The 17,228-nt window shown below is 69.6% G+C and carries 9 protein-coding genes and 2 pseudogenes; 4 read left to right on the top strand and 7 right to left on the bottom strand.

From position 1 onward, the window contains the following. The first annotated feature begins 116 nt into the window (after positions 1-116). Positions 117-2,141 (top strand): PIG-L family deacetylase, encoded by a 2,025-nt coding sequence (locus tag ABD369_RS08835; protein WP_344635692.1) that lies wholly within the window; start codon positions 117-119, stop codon positions 2,139-2,141. A 147-nt stretch (positions 2,142-2,288) separates the two neighbouring features. Here the strand turns inward: ABD369_RS08835 and ABD369_RS08830 are convergent, their stop codons facing one another. Further along, on the bottom strand, positions 2,289-2,420 hold the full coding sequence (locus ABD369_RS08830) for a hypothetical protein (RefSeq protein WP_344635691.1): 132 nt from the start codon (positions 2,418-2,420) through the stop codon (positions 2,289-2,291). 102 nt (positions 2,421-2,522) lie between these two features. Here ABD369_RS08830 and ABD369_RS08825 point away from each other — a divergent pair. Continuing rightward, positions 2,523-2,678: pseudogene (locus ABD369_RS08825) on the top strand (helix-turn-helix domain-containing protein); the annotation flags it as partial. A gap of 78 nt (positions 2,679-2,756) precedes the next feature. Here ABD369_RS08825 and ABD369_RS08820 read toward each other — a convergent pair. The 3 genes from ABD369_RS08820 to ABD369_RS08810 all read right to left on the bottom strand — a co-directional run bounded on the left by ABD369_RS08820 (position 2,757) and on the right by ABD369_RS08810 (position 7,271). Then, complete coding sequence (locus ABD369_RS08820; protein WP_344635690.1) at positions 2,757-3,959, bottom strand: acyltransferase family protein; 1,203 nt, start codon at positions 3,957-3,959, stop codon at positions 2,757-2,759. Positions 3,960-5,037: 1,078 nt separating this feature from the next. Further along, positions 5,038-6,537: an FG-GAP-like repeat-containing protein gene (locus tag ABD369_RS08815; RefSeq protein ID WP_344635689.1), complete on the bottom strand. Its 1,500-nt coding sequence runs from the start codon at positions 6,535-6,537 to the stop codon at positions 5,038-5,040. Between the two features lie 215 nt (positions 6,538-6,752). Then, positions 6,753-7,271, bottom strand: coding sequence for a hypothetical protein (locus tag ABD369_RS08810; RefSeq protein WP_344635688.1), 519 nt, complete (start codon positions 7,269-7,271; stop codon positions 6,753-6,755). A 363-nt stretch (positions 7,272-7,634) separates the two neighbouring features. Between ABD369_RS08810 and ABD369_RS08805 the strand changes: the two genes are divergently transcribed. Then, positions 7,635-11,624, top strand: coding sequence for a polymorphic toxin-type HINT domain-containing protein (locus tag ABD369_RS08805; protein ID WP_344635687.1), 3,990 nt, complete (start codon positions 7,635-7,637; stop codon positions 11,622-11,624). A 514-nt stretch (positions 11,625-12,138) separates the two neighbouring features. Here the strand turns inward: ABD369_RS08805 and ABD369_RS41530 are convergent. From ABD369_RS41530 to ABD369_RS08790, 3 genes and pseudogenes are all read right to left on the bottom strand, one after another. After that, positions 12,139-12,952: pseudogene (locus ABD369_RS41530) on the bottom strand (site-specific integrase); the annotation flags it as partial. A gap of 133 nt (positions 12,953-13,085) precedes the next feature. After that, positions 13,086-15,131, bottom strand: a complete 2,046-nt coding sequence (locus tag ABD369_RS08795; RefSeq protein WP_344635685.1) for a PIG-L family deacetylase — start codon at positions 15,129-15,131, stop codon at positions 13,086-13,088. A 156-nt stretch (positions 15,132-15,287) separates the two neighbouring features. Further along, complete coding sequence (locus ABD369_RS08790; protein WP_344635684.1) at positions 15,288-16,172, bottom strand: DMT family transporter; 885 nt, start codon at positions 16,170-16,172, stop codon at positions 15,288-15,290. A 175-nt stretch (positions 16,173-16,347) separates the two neighbouring features. On the opposite strand from ABD369_RS08790, the gene ABD369_RS08785 reads away from it, so the two are divergent. Continuing rightward, complete coding sequence (locus tag ABD369_RS08785) at positions 16,348-17,226, top strand: LysR family transcriptional regulator (protein WP_344635683.1); 879 nt, start codon at positions 16,348-16,350, stop codon at positions 17,224-17,226. Positions 17,227-17,228: the final 2 nt, after the last annotated feature.

Here is a 17,228-nt window from a genome sequence, read left to right as displayed (position 1 = left end):
CGGCAGCAGGATCCGCGAGACGCGGGCCCTGCTGCCGGTTCCGTTACCGGTCCTGTCAGCGGTCCAAGACGGATCCTGGCCGTACGCTGCCACGGAGCAGAGAGAGGGACGAGCCGATGACCGACATCGTGCCCGGCGGACTGTCGTTCCTGCACGTCGTCGCCCATCCGGACGACGACCTGTACTTCATGAACCCGGAGATCGCCCGGTCGCTGCGCACCGGTGCGCCGGTCACCGGCGTCTACCTGACCAGCGGTGACGCCGACGGCCACAACCACCGGTACGGCACGCTGCCGCACGAGCGGGGCCCGGCGGACTTCGAGCGGTTCGCCCGGGCCAGGCAGAACGGCCTCAAGGGCGCGTACGCGGCCATGGCGCTCGGCGACCGTGCCGCGCGCTGGTCGTCGGGCGTCCTGACCGCGCCCGACGGGGCGCAGTTGGAGACCTTCACCCTTGAGGGGGCCTCCCAGGTCCGGCTGGTCTTCCTCAACATCCGCCAGCAGGGCACCGCGACGGACGGCCAGACCGCCCGGCTCCGCATGCTCTGGGACGACACCGTTCCCGACGTGCCCACGCTGCTGCCGACCGGCACCGAGCTGCGCGAGACGGGCCGCTACACCCGCGCCGGCCTGGTGCGGACCCTGGCCTGGCTGTTCGACACCTTCCGGCCGACCACGGTCCGCACCATGGACCCGGACCCGGACCACCAGGTGCACGACGCCCAGAATCGCCAGCACCACGACTACGGCGACCACTCGGACCACCAGGACCACACTGCCACCGCGCAGTTCACCTGGCTGGCGCTGCAGTCCTACACCGGCCCGGGAGGAGCCGGGCACTTCGCGGTGGAGGCGTACCGGGGCTACTACAACGAGCGCTGGGTGCCGAACCTGATGCCGGAGGCGTACTCGGCCAAGGAGTTCTACCTCAACATCTACGGCTGCGCGGACGGCTACGACTGCGGAGACCCGGCCGGCGGCGGTGACTACACGGTGGCCTTCTCGGTCCGCGGCACCGGCTGGGCCCAGGCGACCCGGCACCGGTACGTCGGCGCCACCGACTGGCTGCGGACCGGCCCGGACGGCCGGCTCACCGCGTTCGGTGTGCTCGGTCAGCGGGTCGTCCGCTGGCTGGAGTCCGCTCCTGGCAGCGGACGCTTCGACGGCCCCGAACTCCTGGGCCTGGACGGTCCGGTGGCGCCGAGGTTGGCCATCGACCTGACGCCGGACGGCCGTTGGCAGCTCTTCGCGACCCGGTTGACCAGACTGAGCCACGACCCGGAACAGCAGCTGCGCGAGATCGTCCACAGCTCACAGTCCAAGCGCGGCGGTGCGTTCGGTCCGTGGACCAGCCTCGGCAATCCCAGCCCGACCGCCTACCGGATGCGCCAGCTGGGCACCCCGGCGGTCGCCCGCGACGGCAAGGGCAGGCTGCACCTGTTCGTCCGCAACTGGGGCAAGGGCGTCAGCTCGCGGATGCAGAACAAGAAGGGGGTCTGGGGCGACTGGCTGGACCTGCACGGCGGGGCGATCCAGGACGGTCTGACGGCGGTCACCGCTCCGGGAGGCACCATCGACGTCTTCGGAGCCGGCCGGGACCGGGTCTTCCACTGGTTCCAGTCGAGCAAGGACTCGGACGTGGTGCTGGCACCGCGGTTCCGGCTCACCACTCCGGCTGATCCGCCGACCGCGACCGTCGCCGACGGCCGGGTGCAGGTGTTCTACCGCCGCCCGGAGACGGCCGGCTTCTACGCCGCCGCCCAGTCCGACCACAAGGGGAACTGGAACGACGGGCCGGCGTACATCACCGGCCGAGGCGGCTTCGGCCCCCTGACCGCGGTGCCGTCCCCGGTGGTCCCCGGCGCCGTGCTGTTGGTCGGCCGAAACGACTTCGCGGGTCTCGGCTACCAGTTCCGGCCCCTGCCCGGCGGCCCGGCCGCAGCCGACCGCGTGCCCGGTGACGGCAGCTGGACCGACCTGCCCGCCCCGATCGGCGGCTTCGTGCATTCCGCCAGTGCGGCCTACGACAGCACCGGCCGGGCGGTGATCGCCGTCCAGGGGTCCGACGGGCGTCTCCATGTGTGCCGTCAACTCGCGCCTGGTGCCGGCCCGTTCGGCGACTGGGTCAGCGCTGCTTCGTAGGAGCTGACGAGCGGCGGTGCGTTAGGAAGCGAGCGACCATCCGGTAGGGCTGTCGCCGGGGCTTCGGCCCGCGTTGCCGCGAAGAGCGTCGGGTGCGTCGAAGCCCTCGGCCCGGACAGGTTCCGGCCGGGGGCTTCGACATGTGTGTTACAGGCCGGTCTGGTTGGTGAGGCCCTGTTCGGCCCAGGTGTTGTCGTTGTTGTGGTCGACGGTCTCGAGCAGGTTGCCATCGTTGGCCTTGCGGGGGAAGACGTGGAAGCCGCCGTTGTTGTCGACCACCGCGGCGGGGCGCCGGCCTGGACGCAGTATCCGGCCTCGGTGTTGAGGTCCTGGGCTGCCCACTTGCCGCCCTTGGGGCGGTAGGAGTCTGTGGTGTCGTAGGGCTTCACCGACGAGGCGATCGCCAGGCGGCTCGCCGTCTCCGCCCGTACCGCCCGGCGGCAGGCGACGGACCCGATGGAACGGCTGGGCGCGCGCAGCCGGTTCGAGTCCGGGGTGCGGGCGGTCCGACGCGGGTGGCTGCCGCAGGGCCGGTGAGAGAAGCGAGAAGCGGCCCGCCGGCCTGCATCGGGGAGGAGCAGGCGGGCGAGCCGCTTCCGGCTGGGTGGGATGAGCTCAGCGGGCGGAGCCGGCGAGAACTCGCTGCGACGGGTCCTGCGAGTGCGGCTCGGAGGCCGGCGGCGGGACCTCGCGCTCCTTCGGCTGGAGCGAGTTCTGCCGCATCTCCGTCATGGCCCGGTCCAGCGTGGTGCGGAACCTGCGGCCGAGTGGACGCTCGACGATTCGGTGCAACAGCCAGGCGAGGACCATCATGGCGATCGCGGTGCCGACCACCAGCGGGACGGGGCTGACCCGCGCCTTGAGGGTGTGGATGATCGTCCAGCCGATGTTCTCGTGGAGCAGGTAGAGCGGGTAGGTGAGAGCGCCCGCGGTGGTCAGCCACCGCCACTGGATGCGGTCGAACTTGCCGAGGGCGATGAGGGTCATGACGGCGAACGCGACCGCGATCAGGATCTGGGCGGGCCAGGCCGCGATCGAGCGGTTCGGCTCGCTCAGGTTCAGGCCGACGCGCTTGACGATCTCGTTCTCGGCGAGCAGGAAGGAGATGACCAGGATGCCCACCAGGACCGCGTTCGGCTTGAAACGGTACATCAGGTAGAGGGCGATGCCCGCGATGAAGTACGGCGAGAACAGCGGCATGGCCCACATGTCGAGCAGGTCGTTGGGGACCGAGTAGTCGGTGATCCCGATCACGGTCCAGACGCCGCAGAAGAGCACGCAGTTGCGGTAGTTGACGCCCCGCGTGACCACCAGCAGGGCGAACAGCAGGTAGAACTTCATCTCGGTGAACAGCGTCCAGTACACGCCGTCCACGTCACGGACGTGCATGCCGTCCTGGAGCATGGTCAGATTGGCCGCGATCTGGGCCCAGCTCTGGATGTGCTCGACCTGCGGCCAGAGGCTGATCACGATCGCCGTGATGACCACGGCGGCCCAGTAGGCCGGGTAGAGCCGGGATGCACGCGAGACCACGAAGTCGCCGAGCGACTTGCCCCAACTGCTCATGCATATGACAAACCCGCTGATCAGGAAGAAGACCTCCACCCCGATCCAGGCGTACTGGGAGACATGGTGCAGGGACGGGAAGATGGTCCGGGTGTGCCCGTTCCAGGGGGTGTCCATCGCCGTGTAGTGGTAGAGCACCACCATCAATGCCGCCACCAGGCGCAGCCCGTCCAGTACCGCCAGCCGGGGCTTGCCGGACAAGGGCGAGGCCACCGGAGCTGTGGTGCGGCGGTAGCGCGGTTTCTTGATCATGCTGCTACGACTCTCCTGATTGGCAATCCCGGGCTCTGCCGTGGGGCGGGCAGCGGGCGCTGTTCTGGCTGGAGCACTCATCCGGCAGGTACGCCGTGCAGCACCGCGTTTGGGTCGAGGTCAGGGAGCCGACGACGGAGACGGGCTGCCGGTGTCGCTGTGGTACTCCGGGGCGGCGTAGGTAGTGGCACGGCGCGGCGGGGGATTCGGCTGGGGCGGCGCACTGTCATGGGAAGCCTTCTCGAACCTGACGGAGGACTGGCTCCCCCTGCTGAGACCTGGACATCCGCACCATGGACCACTAGGTCCTTAGGATGAGGTGTACGACGGGCGAACGCACGGGTCACTCCGTCCCATGCACCTTACACGCCGCCCGCGCTGCACCTCAGACCCGGAGGGGAAGGGGCCGGGCACGGTGAAGACGATCGTGGCGACCACCAGGAGTCCGCAGAGCAGGGTGTTCCCGTCGGCCGGTTCCGCGAGCGGCAGCGCGCTCATGGTTGGACCACAGCGGGATGACGCAGCTGACGGTAGCCGCGCCGGTGGGAGCCGCCGCGCGGACCAGATGCAGGTTGAGGATATGGCCGATGCCGCATGTCCGCCCCGGCCAGCTCCCGAATTCCCGCGCGGACCGACGGAGGAGACGCCGACTGCCGCCGATGGCTTGTACGTCCACGGCCGTTGCGCACGAGATCGCCGCGGCTGGATGACTGGTGCTGACGCTGTGCCTGCTCCCGGCGCCGTGTGTAACTGCTACCGCGCCATGTGGCCGCTCAGCGACGTCCTGGTCCTGCAGCTCGGCCTGCTGTCGCTGGCCAGCGGCCGGGTACAGGGCTCCAGAAACTCAGGTTTCTGGGTAGTGGTGGTGCGTGCACGCCGACGGAGGTATGGCGTGCACACGTTCCTTGGACCCAGGGTGTGTTGTCCGTGGGCAACACACCCTGGGCAGAACCGGGCCCATCGAGACGGCGGGCGCCGACAGGCGTCCCTGGCGTGGGGATGGTGAGTGATGTCCGTGGACAGCATTCACCAGAGCTTCGATCACTGCCGGTGTTGGGCGGCAATCGAGTGCGGAGGGTTACCAGCCGCCGGTGAGCTTGACGGGTCGGCCGAAGCCGCCGTTGCCGTCGCCGGCCCACAGGTAGAGGTCGCCGTTGTCGTCGCGGGCTACGAGGTCGGCCTTGCCGTCGCCGGTGAAGTCGGCTGCGGTGGTCTGGGTGTAGTTCCAGCCGCCGGTGAGCTTGACGGGTCGGCCGAAGCCGCCGTTGCCGTCGCCGGCCCACAGGTAGAGGTCGCCGTTGTCGTCGCGGGCTACGAGGTCGGCCTTGCCGTCGCCGGTGAAGTCGGCTGCGGTGGTCTGGGTGTAGTTCCAGCCGCCGGTGAGCTTGACGGGTCGGCCGAAGCCGCCGTTGCCGTCGCCGGCCCACAGGTAGAGGTCGCCGTTGCCGTCGCGGGCTACGAGGTCGGCCTTGCCGTCGCCGGTGAAGTCGGCTGCCGTGGTCTGGGTGTAGTTCCAGCCGCCGGTGAGCTTGACGGGTCGGCCGAAGCCGCCGTTGCCGTCGCCGGCCCACAGGTAGAGGTCGCCGTTGCCGTCGCGGGCTACGAGGTCGGCCTTGCCGTCGCCGGTGAAGTCGGCTGCCGTGGTCTGGGTGTAGTTCCACCCGCTGGAAAGGAACGACGGCCACTTCAAGGCATCGCCGCTGTCGTGCTTCCACAGGAAGAGGGATCCGGTGCTGTCGCGTGCGACGAGGTCGGCCTTGCCGTCCTTGTTGAAGTCCGCGGCTGCCGTTTCGGAGAAGTTGGCCCGGCCATTGGCGTCCAGCACCGGGTAACCACGATTTCCGACTTCCCGGATCCAGTCGCCGATGTCGTCCACGCGCACGTCCTGGGCGCCGGTGCGAGTCTCGCTCTCACCGAGGCAACCTCCCTGCCAGGAACGGCTGTTGACCGCGACGAGGGCGGGCTTGCCGTTGTCCGTTCGCCAGGCTGGGCCACCGGTGTCGCCCTTGCAGATCGCAGCCCCCGCCGACTTGGCGGCCAGGTCGACGGTGGTGGCCTTGACCGCGCCGGCGGTGAAGGTGGCGGTGTGGAGCTTGTCGGGTACCCACTCGGTCCTGGTTCGTCCGAAGCCCGCCACCGTCAGCTCCTCGCCCGCGGAGGGTGCCTTCGCGGAGACCGCCAGCGGTGTGATGGCGGTGACGGGGTCGACCAGGCGCACCATCACCAGGTCGCGATCGGTACGGGGAACCAGCTCGACGGCGTCGCGGACCTGGCTGCCGATGGTGACGGTGGTCGCATCCTTCGGCTTGCCGGCCGACACCGTGGTGCCCTGTCGCGGGTCGTCGATGAAGCAGCTGGCGGCGGTGATCACCCACTGGGGGGCGACGAGGGCGCCGCTGCAGGCTCGCTTGCCGCCGATGTCGAGCTTGGTGGTGAAGGCGTAGGAGCTGTCGGCAGCGGGATCGCCGGAGACGGCGACGGCTGGGCTACCTGCGGTGGCCGCGATCAGAGTGCCGGCTGTTACGGCGGTGGTGAACAGCCCGGTCCTCCATGCCGGTCGTGAGCCGGGAAGAGACATACGGTAGGTCCTCGGAATCATCTGAATCAGGTGTGCAAGAGAAGGCAGGCGTCGGGACTGGGCACATCGGATGTCTCTCGATCCTCTGTGGGGCAGCGTTGTGCCTTCGGCGGTGATAGGTGCCGATGCTGCTGCCAACCCGGTCTCCGCCATCGTGTCGGTTACTGGTGCGAACGGCCTGGCGGACCGATTCGGGAGATTCGATCCGCGGTGTGTCAGCCGGTGATGCGGAGTTCGAGGAGGACGGACCTCTTGCCGTCGTCGCCTGCTTCGCCGAAGGTCTTGTAGTCGTTCTTGGGGGCGTCGACGAGAGTCTCCTTGCCGTCGGCTGTGATCTTGGCGCGGACGGGGTGGTCCTCGGTCCACATGCCGTAGGCGTCGGGCAGCTCCAGGGTGACGTAGCCCTGCTTGCCGCTGACCGCGAAGCAGACCTCCTTCTGGGCGGAGCGGACCTCGATCGTGATGTCGTGTGCGGACTTGCAGTCGGTCAGCATGATGTGGCCGTCGCCCTGCTTGAGGGTGATCTTCTGCTCCTGGAGGATCTTCGCCGCCCCGGGGTAGGCGAAGTCCTCGACGGCGAAGGGCATGGCGTCGTCGGCCGCTGTAGCGCTGGCGCTGGCAGTGGAGGCCCGGGGGGCGGCGTGGGCGGCCGTGAGGGTCGCAAGCCCGGTGCACGCGGTCAGAACGGCGGCGACGCTCGCCATGAGGGCCTTTCGGGCACGGGGTATCGACATGGGTCCTTCTCCGGGGGCATGGGGCGGCATCAGGGTGCTGCCTGTGAATCTCCTGAATAAAACCTGAGTAAGGTATCAGCAGCCAATGCGTCAGATCGCTACTGACTCTGCACATATGACGGTATCTCAGTTCTGCTCCACAGCGTTCGTGCACGTTGCATGGATGCCCCGACTGTGACACCCCCCTTTCGGCGGGGGCCGGTTTGCGGGGTTCGGCAATGCGGGAGTTCCTGACTCCACCGCCTGCTGTGACGCACACCACCAGCATGATGAAGGGAATGGCTTGTGAAATGGCCTCTGCGCTCTCCGGGAGCGCCAGGCGGCACCAGGACAGCGAAGACCGGCGGGGGCTGGATACCGGGGATGCGCGGTGCGTGTGCCGTTCTGCTGCCCGTCACGCTCGCGGCCGGCCTGCTCGGCGCGGGGCGCGCGGCCGCGGCCGCGGCCGACGCGGCGGATGACGACCCCTTCGCAGTGTCCGATCGTGGTCTGGCCGTCAGCCTGTGGACGACCGGCGGCGCCGGTATCAAGGAAGCGGCTGAGAAGGCCCTCGTGGGCACGGACGAGGACGTCAAGAAGTTCCTCGCCGACAAGGACAGTATCCAGAACGACGATGACCGCGTCGATGCCAGCCGCGTTTTCAACGTGGGTGGTCCTGCGGTGCGTGAGGCCGCGAAGAAGGCCCTCAAGGGTTCCCCGGAGGACCTGCGCGCCTTCCTGAAGGACGGCTGGAAGGCTCCGCTGCAGGAGGACCAGCGTGTCGAGGCCTCACGGGTCATCAACTTCGGTGGCCCCGGGGTCAAGGAGGCGGGGAAGGCGGCCCTGAAGGGCACGCCCGAGGACGTCGCCCGGTTCCTCAAGGCGGGCCAGTACGACGCGCGTGAGATCGACGACCGGGTGTTGGTCTCGAAGATCATCAACTTCGGCGGCCCGGCCGTCAGGGCGGCCGGCAAGGTCGCCCTGAAGGGCAGCCCCGACGACATCACCGAGTTCCTGGAAGTGGGGCAGTTCACGGCCCGCAACCGCGACCAGGAACACGCCACCATCCAGCAGCTCACCGAACAGGCGGAGCAGGCCGGTGTGCAGGCTCAGGCTGCGACGGACGCGGCCAAGGAGGCATCCGACCGGGCTGTTGCGGCCTCCGAGCTGGCGAAGGAGGCGGCGCAGACCGCGGCCAGGGAGACCGCTGCGGCCAGGAACGACTCCGAGCGGGCTGCGGTCAAGGCCGGGCAGGCGGCGGATGCCGCGCGGGCTGCCGCCGAGGCGTCGCAGGAAGCCATCGGTGCGGCGAACGCGGCGAACCGGTCGGCGCGGGTTGCCGCGTTGGCTGCCGCACAGACGGCGAGTGCTGCCGCGGCTGCGGCGGACGCCGCTGACCGGGCGTACAGCGCTGCGGTTGCCGCGGGTGGTGACGCGGGTAAGGCGGAGGAAGCGAAGAACGCCGCGGCGGATGCGCGTTCGGCGGCGGAGCAGGCGAAGAAGTCGGCGTTGGCAGCGGGGGCGGCCGGTGATGCCTCCCGGGCTGCCAGGGCTGCGGCGCGGGCGTCCTTGAGTGCGACTGCCAACGCGAACGCTGCGGCGGATGCCGCGGATGAGGCGAATGCTTCGGCGAATGAGGCCGGGGTTCATTCGGATGAGGCGGCGACCGCGGCGGCGGAGACGCGTCGGCACGCCAGGGAGGCCGACCGCGCGGCGAACGCCGCGCAGGCGCTGGCGGATGAGTCGGCGGATGCGGCGTATGAGGCGCGTGATGCGGCCAACTCAGCTGCCGCGCACGCGAATGCTGCCGCGGATGCTGCGGAGGAGGCGGCCAAGCACGCCGGTGAGGCGGCGGACCAGGCTGCCGAATCCACTCGGCAGGCGGATGCGGCGAAGAAGGCCGCGGATGCGGCGGATGCCGCGGTCGCGACCGCCAAGAAGGTGTTCGACATCGCCCGCAGGAGCGAGGCGGAGGACCTCACCACTCGCACCGCCGCCGCGATCGAGCGCGCCAGGTCCCAGAAGGCCCAGGCCGACAAGTTCACCTCCGTTGCCGCCGCGGGCCTCAGCGAGGCCAGGGGGCTGGACGACACCGCGGTGGCGCTGGCCGCAGAGGCATCCAAGCCCGGCGCCGACTCCAAGGCTGTGGTGGCGAAGGGCCGCCAGCTCGCCCTGAAGGCGCTGAAGGAGCGAGGCCCCTTCAGCCAGGACGCGGCTGCCCGAGCCCTGTCCGGCACCGACGACGATGTGCTGGAGTACCTGCGCACGGGCTGGGCCAAGGCCGGGCAGCAGGAGATCCGCCAGAAGGTCTTCGAGCTCAGCACCCAGAGCCCCTACGAGAGCGTGCGCACCGCCGCCGCGTCCGCGCTCAAGGGCAGTGACCAGCAGGTTTCCGACTTCTACACCACCGGCCAGTACCAAGTGGCGGACGTCGACCTGCGGGTGCGCGTCTCCCAGATCAACAACGTTGGTGGACCTGGCATCAAGGACGCTTCCAAGGCCGCCCTGGCCACCAAGGATCCCAAGGCGCTGGTCGCGTTCATCAACAACGGCCAGTACTCGGCGCTGAACGACGACGAGCGGGTCATCGCCTCGAAGCTGTTCAACGACGGCGGGCCCGAAATGAAGGCCGCAGCCAAGATCGCCCTGTCCGGTCCGGCGGACCAGCTGCACGACTTCGTCAAGGTCGGCCAGTACATGGCAGCCCGCAAGGACAACCTCGCCGACAACCACATCGCCCAGATGCAGCGCCTGATCGCCGAGGCCTCCGGGGTCGCGGCCAAGGCCCGGCAGAACAGCTGGATCGCCGCCAAGGCCGCCGCCGACGCCAACAAGGCCGCCGACCAGGCCCAGCAGGCAGCAGCCGAAGCCGCCAAGTCCGCCCAGCAGGCCCAGGGCTACGCCCATGACGCGGACGTCGCGGCCACCAGCGCGGAGAACTCCGCAGCGCAGGCCGCGAAGTCGGCCGTCACCGCACGCAACGCGGCCGATGCCGCGGACCGCGACGCGGACGCCGCCGTTGAATCCGCCGCCCAGGCGGCGTTCTCTGCGGACTACGCGCGCACCTCCGCCGCAAAGGCCAGCGACTCGGCGGCCGACGCCCGCAAGTCCGCCCTCGCGGCGGGAAAGAGCGCCCGTGAGGCCGACGATGCCGCCTCCCAGGCCTGGCAGATCACACTGACCAAGCGCCAGGCCGAGGAGGCCGAGGCCCGGCGCAAGGCCGAAGAACAGCGCAAGGCCGAAGCGGAACGCAAGGCGAAGGAGAAGCAGCCGAAGCGCTGCATCCCCAGCCCCAACCACGAGACAGCGGGCCTCCTACCCTGCGTGCTGGGCTCGGATGGCAACTTCGTCATCGACACCACACCACCCGACCCGACCCTGACCGCCATCGTCTGGGAAGTCACCGGCCTCAACGACATCAAGGACTGCATCACCAACCCCACCCTCGGCAAATGCGCCGCAGCCGCCTTGACGGTCCTCCCGGTCGGCAGGCTCAAGGCCGTTGAGAAGATCGAGGAAGGCGTCGAAGGCGTAGTCAAGGGGACACGTTTCCGCGCCTTTGATGACTTGTTGGCGGCCTGCCAGCGGAACAGCTTCCCCGCAGGAACCCGTGTCCTGATGGCGGACGGATCGGCCCTCCCAATCGAGCAGATCCACACTGGGGATCAAGTCTGGGCCACCGACCCCGTCTCCGGCGCGACGGACGCCCGCCGAGTGGACGCCACCATCTACACACCTGACGACCGCGACTTCACCGACCTCACCATCAAGTCGCCGGACGGTACAACCAGCACGATCACTTCGACCGATCATCACCCCTTCTGGTCCGAAAACCAGCACGCCTGGCGTTATGCAGCCGATCTCACGACCGGCGATGCCGCACGGACAGCGACCGGCCAAGCAGCACAGATCACGGCCACCCGGCACTGGAAAACTCTCCAGCCCGCATACAACCTGACCATCAACTCCGTCCACACGTACTATGTACTCGCAGGCAACACGCCGGTGCTAGTGCATAACTCGGACGGATTGGCTTGTGGAATCCCAGGCCATTTTCCAGAAATTGCCGACGGTGACTATCTCTGGCATGAGATTAGTACCCCTAAGGGGGTGGTTGGAATTGGTGGCAATGTGGAAATAGCTGATGGGAAGGTCACCATTTCTAATGTTGCCGTCTATGGGGAGGATGGCCTTGAACGCGGAAGTCTCGGGGTGGCAACGGTTCTCGCCGAGCTTCGGGGGAACATAGCTCCAGCCTTGGCCAGGCGAGGCTATAAGTCGCTTAGGATCGAAGGGGATAGGGTCAGCGGACCTGTCGGGCACAAGGTCGACTTCACTCTGGATCTAACTAAGTATTCTGGAGGTGCTGAATGATCGGGAAGTCGGAATATGAGCGAGCCCTGCGGGAAGTTCGACTCAAATTTGAAGACAGCTTGGACCGTGAGCCTGTCATTGAATACCTAAAAGGGGCTGGATTCTCGCAAATTGCCTGCATTCGCGCGATGATTGACCTGGGTATGTGCACGGCCTCCGAGGCCAAGCGAGTGGTGCACTATAGTTTGGCGTGGTCGTCGACACGTTCCCAGAGTGAGGACCTTCAAGAAGGCCTGGCGAAAGCGCTGGACCCGGACGCCTAGAGAGTGCCTTCGCCAGAACCTCGATTTCTGGTGGGAGTACTTCGACTGAGATGGTCATGATCCTGCTCTCCGGCGGGATGTCCTTTAAGTTGGTTCACGGATTCGCTGGTTGCCAATTCGGCGCTGAAGACGCCCTCCTGGAAATGGTTCCAGGAGGGCGTCTTCAGTTTTCTGACGGCGGTAGTTGACGGCAACATCAACGGACGGGTGTTGCACAAAGTGGCGGTTCGTCGCCGTTGTCGGGCCGGGAGGCGGGTTTGGCGGGGCCGGACGTGGGCGTAGATGGTGGCGGTGACGCTGATGTGTGCGTGGCCGGGCAGTTCCTTGACGACGACGAGTTTGAGGTCCTGTTCGAGAAGCATGGTCGCCGCCGAGGCCTCAGATGGTGGAAACGGATGCGGCGGAGCCTGGCCCAGCGGAGCAGGGCGGTGAAGTGCGGGGTGAGTGCGGCTCCCTCGATCGGGGCTCCGTCGGCGCGAATGAAGGCGTAGCCGCTGTTCTGCCAGTTTTTGCCCGCCGCCTCACGTTCCTGGCGCTGCTGGTCATGGCGGTGCGTGAGTGAGTGCAGGCAGGGGCCGGCAGGGCGATGCGTTGCTCGGAGCTTTGGGTCTTCGTCGGGAGGGTGGTCAGGCCCCTGGCGTTGGTGCGCTGGAGGGTGTGGCAGATGCCGGCGGTACCGCATGCGAGGTCGAGGTCTTCCCAGAGCAGGCCGAGGAGTTTGTCTTTTTGCAGTCCGGTGTGCAGGGCGAGTTCGAGCAGAACCTGTGGCCGGTGGCAGCGGCGAGAAACTGGCGGGCCTCGTCGGCGGTGAGGGATTTGAAGCGGCGGGGGCGGGGCCATGCGGATGTTGCGGACAATGTTGCGGCGGATCTCCTAAACGCGAGCGGCGTGCTCCGGGGTGGATTTTGAGTACGGAGCGGACAGCCTGGGCAGCAGGGACAGCCGCTTGGAGCAGCACCGACCGGTGGCGCGGTACCAGGACTGGTCACGGGCGGCGTTGAGGCAGCGTGCGCAGCACTGGCAGCGAGTGCGGAACTGATCGAGCCAGGTGCGGACGTCAGCCGCGGCAGCGGAAGGACCCTGGTGTTATGGCCGCCCAGTTGGGTGACACCGGAAGGGTAGGTGCACCAGCTCTCTCGCCCCATGGTCCTGCTGGTCCATTCATCAGCCATCGCTGTCGCGCCCCTGTGGCGTGTGCCTACGGCACCGGCGCGCAGTGCAGCGCCGCGTCCGGCCCGAGTCGTGCGAGCACCGGGCGGTTGTCGACGTCGAGGGCGAGGGCCGCCGTGCCGACGACGGGGCCGGCGACGCTGCTCCAACGTGCCGGTTTGCCGGAGCCGAAGGTGGCCAGGCTGGTGCCGCCGTCGTTGTTGCGGGCGGCCAGCAGGATGCCGTCGCGCAGGGCGAGCAGGGTGAGCGGGCCGAAGCCGCGGGGGGTGAGGTCGAGGGGCTCGTCCTTCCAGGTGCCGCCGGCCTCCAGGCGGTGGGCGAGGGGGCGGGCGGTCTTGGCCTCGCGGTAGGCGAGCAGCACCGTGCCGTCGGGGCGGACGACCGCGCTCGGCGGGTCGGCGGGTGCCGGCAGGTCGGTCGCCACCACGGTGAACGGCCCGTTCGGCTGTTGCTGGGCCCAGTGGTGGACGGTGTCGTGGCCGGCGCCGAAGACGTGGATCCGGCCCGAGCCGTCGGTGACGGCGGCCAGGCCCTCCTGGACGTCCGCGCCGCCCAGGTCCGTCCAGTCGCTCCAGCTGCCGTCGGCGCGCTGCTGCCGGGTGGAGACGCCCTTGGCCCAGTTGCGGACGAACAGCTGGGTGGTGCCGTCCGCGTTGCGGGCGAGGACCGGGCCGCCCACCCGGCGGCCGTGGTCGGGGTCGGACTCGGGGTTGCCGACCGAGGTCCAGGCGCCGAACGGTCCGCCCTTGGCACTCTGCACCGCCGTGACGATCTCGCGCCGGTTGTCGGCGGTCGCCGGTCCCAGCGAGGCCATCCGTTCGGCGAACAGCTGCCAGCGGCCGTCCTCGGCCAGCGAGGCGGTGATGCCCGGCAGCAGGCCGTCGCCGTCGAGCAGTTGGGGTTCGCCCCACTTGCCGCTGCCGGGAGCGCTCTCCTGCCACATGGCGGCCTGCCCGTCGAGCAGGCCGAAGGCGGTCAGCCGGTGGTCGGCGTCCAGCCGGAGCCACGGCGCGGTGGCCGGGTAGCGCACGCTGGTGCGCTGCAGCCAGCCGGTGCCGTAGGAGCGGTCCTGGCCCACGTCGTAGTCGCCGCAGCCGGCCGTGAAGGTGCAGCCGTTGTCCGGGGAGCCGCCGTAGGCGTTGAGGACGTCGGCCTTGCGGCGGGCCAGCTGCGCGGGGAGGTTCTGCGGCCAGCGCTCGTTGTAGTAGCCGCGGTAGGCGGTGACGGTGTAGTGGCGGCCGCCGGCCGCGCGGTGGCGGTCCAGGGCGGCGTAGGTGAACAGCGCGGCCGCGGTGTGGTCCGGGTGGTCGGAGTAGCCGTCCTGGTCGTGGTGCTGCTTGTGCTGGTCGTCGTGGACCTGCATGTCCGGGTCCGGGTCCAGGGTCCGCACCAGGGTCGGCTGGTACCGGTCGAGCAGGTGCGCCAGGGCGGCGACCAGGCTGTCGTGGGTGACCTGGTGGGAGCTCTTCACCGGGGAGCCGGTGCTGACCAGGGTCCGGCTGACCGCGGCGGGGTTCGCCCACAGGTCCGGCAGGCTGACGCTGTCTCCGCTCGCCGTCTTGAAGTGCTGGCTCACCCCGAGGAAGACCAGCTGGACGCCCTGGTGCCCGCCCAGGGTGTCCACCTCGACCACGGTGCCGTCCGGCAGGGTCTCGGTGGACACGTCCCAGGGGGCCAGGTGGTTCCCGGTGGCCATCAGCCCGTACGCCTGCCGCAGTCCCTGGCGCCGGGCGCCCGCGTACGCCGCCTCGTCCGGCTTGGGGGGATTCTTCGCGCCGGGGACCTTGTTCACCCCGCCGCTCTCGCCGCAGTTCAGGTAGACGCTGACCAGCCGGTCGTTGGCGTCGATGGACTGTTCCAGGTCCGGGTTCATGAAGTACAGGTCGTCGTCCGGGTGGGCGACGACCTGCACGATCGTGCTGCCACTTGTCCCGTCCTTCTCGGGTGCCAGCGAGGCGCGCGGCCGGGGCACCGGCGGGGCGGCCGGCTTGGCCGTACAGCCCGCCACCGCCAGCGCCGCGATTCCCGCGAGCACGGCACGGCGGGACACTCGGATGGGGCGGCGCACTGTCACGGAAAGCTTCCTCGAACCCGGTGGAGGACTGGCGCCCCCTGCTGTGACCTGGACATCTGTTCCCGGGACCACCAGGTCCTCGGGCCGAGGTGAACGACAGATGAACACATGGACCCACCCCGTCCCATGCACCTTACACGCCGCCCACCGGGCGGCTCAGGCCCGGAAGGGGCGGGGCGAGGTACGGGTGAGGACGACCGCGACGATCACCAGGAGGCCGCCGAGGGCGGTGTTCCAGTGCACGGGTTCGGCGAGCAGCAGCGCGCCCAGCGCGGTGGACCAGAGCGGGGTGACATAGGTGACGGTGGCCGCGACGGTGGCGCCGGCGGTGCGGACCAGGTTCAGGTTGAGGATGTAGGCGACGCCGGTGCCCAGGGCGCCGAGCGCGAGCAGGGCCAGCGCGGCGGCGGCTCCGGGCCAGTGCGGTGCGCCGGCCGCCGCCGGGGCGATGAGGGCCAACTCGGCCGTGGCGCAGCTGATCTGGAGGGTGGCCAGGCTGGTCGTGCTGTGCGGGAGGCCGGAGAGGAAGCGGCGGGTGTAGGCGAAGCCGGCGCCGTAGCAGGCCGTGGCGAGCAGACAGGCCAGGCTGCCGGCGGGCTGTCCCGAGCCGGTGCCCCGCCACACCCCGAGCACCGCCATGATCCCGGCGAAGCCGAGGGCGAGCCCGGTGGCCCGGCGCGCTCCCAGTCGTTCGCCGCTCGCGGTCAGCAACGCGAAGAGCAGGGTGAACAGGGGAGTGGTGGCGTTCCACACCCCGGCCAGCACCGAGCTGATCCGGGTCTCGCCGAAGGAGAACATGACGAACGGCGCCGCGTTCAGCAGCACCGCCACCACCGCCGAGTGCGCCCAGGCACGGGCCTCGCGCGGCACCGCCTCGCGCCGGACGGCGAGGATCGTCCACAGCGCGGCGGCGCCCAGTACGCAGCGCCACAGTGCCACCCAGACCGGTGGCATACCGGCGTCCACCGCCACCTTGATCAGTGCGAAGCTCGCACCCCAGATCGCCGACAGCGCCACGAAACCCGGCCACCACTGCCGCACCCCGTCACCGCCTTCCGTTCCAGCACCGGTCGTCCCCGCGCACTCGGGGAAACGGGCCGCCGAGGGCGCCGGCCGGTCCGACCCACCGGGCCCGAGCGGGCCCGTGGACACACCGTGCCGAAGCGGGTGATCATGAGTCCAACAAGTGGCAGCACGGCAGGGATGAGGGTTGCTCATGTCGGGCGGAGTGAACCTGGCGCAGCTGAGGGCGCTGGTCGCCGTCGCGGAGAGCGGCGGATTCGGTGCCGCGGCAGGGGAGTTGGGCATCAGCCAGTCCGCGGTCTCGCACGCCGTAGCGGCCCTGGAACGCGCCGTGGGCGCACCCGTGGTGCACCGCACCGGCCGGGTCAGGCCCACCCCGCTGGGCGAACAGCTGCTGCCGCACGCCCGCGCCGCCACCGCCTCCGCCGACGCCATCGCGGTCATCTCCGCCCGGCACCGGGGCGGCCCCGCCGGCACCGTGCGGTTGGCCGCGCCCGCCACCGTCTGCCAGGGGCTGCTGCCCGGGCTGCTGGGAGAGTGGCGCGCGGCGCATCCGCGGGTCAAGGTCCGGATCTTCGAGGGTGAGGACGACGAACTCGCCGCGTGGCTGGCGACCGGTACGGTCGACGCCGCCGTCCTGATCGACCCGGACCCCGCCCCCGCCGGGTCGCTGCAGCTCGCCCAGGACTCCATGCACGCGCTGCTGCGCCGGGACCATCCGCTGGCCGGGCAGCCGGTGGTCGACATCCGGGACCTGGAGGACGACGCCTTCCTGCTCTCCGAGGGCGGCTGCGAGCGCCACATCCGGGAGATCTACCGCCGGATCGGCGCCCGCTTCATCCCCACCCACCGGATCCGCGACGTGGGCACCCTGATCAGCATGGTGCACGCGGGCATCGGGGTCTCGGTGATGCCCGCGCTGGCTCACGCCATGATCCCGGCGGGCTGTGTGCTGATCCCGCTGCTCCCGCGAGTGACCCGCCAGCTCGTCCTCACCGGGCCGGCGGACCGGCCCTGGCATCCGGCGGTCACCGCGCTGGTGGCGACGGCCGGCGGTGTCCCGGGCGGGTAGCG

Source organism: Kitasatospora cystarginea (assembly GCF_039533515.1).
Classification (GTDB): domain Bacteria; phylum Actinomycetota; class Actinomycetes; order Streptomycetales; family Streptomycetaceae; genus Kitasatospora; species Kitasatospora cystarginea.
Note: the sequence above shows the minus strand (reverse complement) of the source record. Positions and strands in the feature narration are given on the sequence as shown.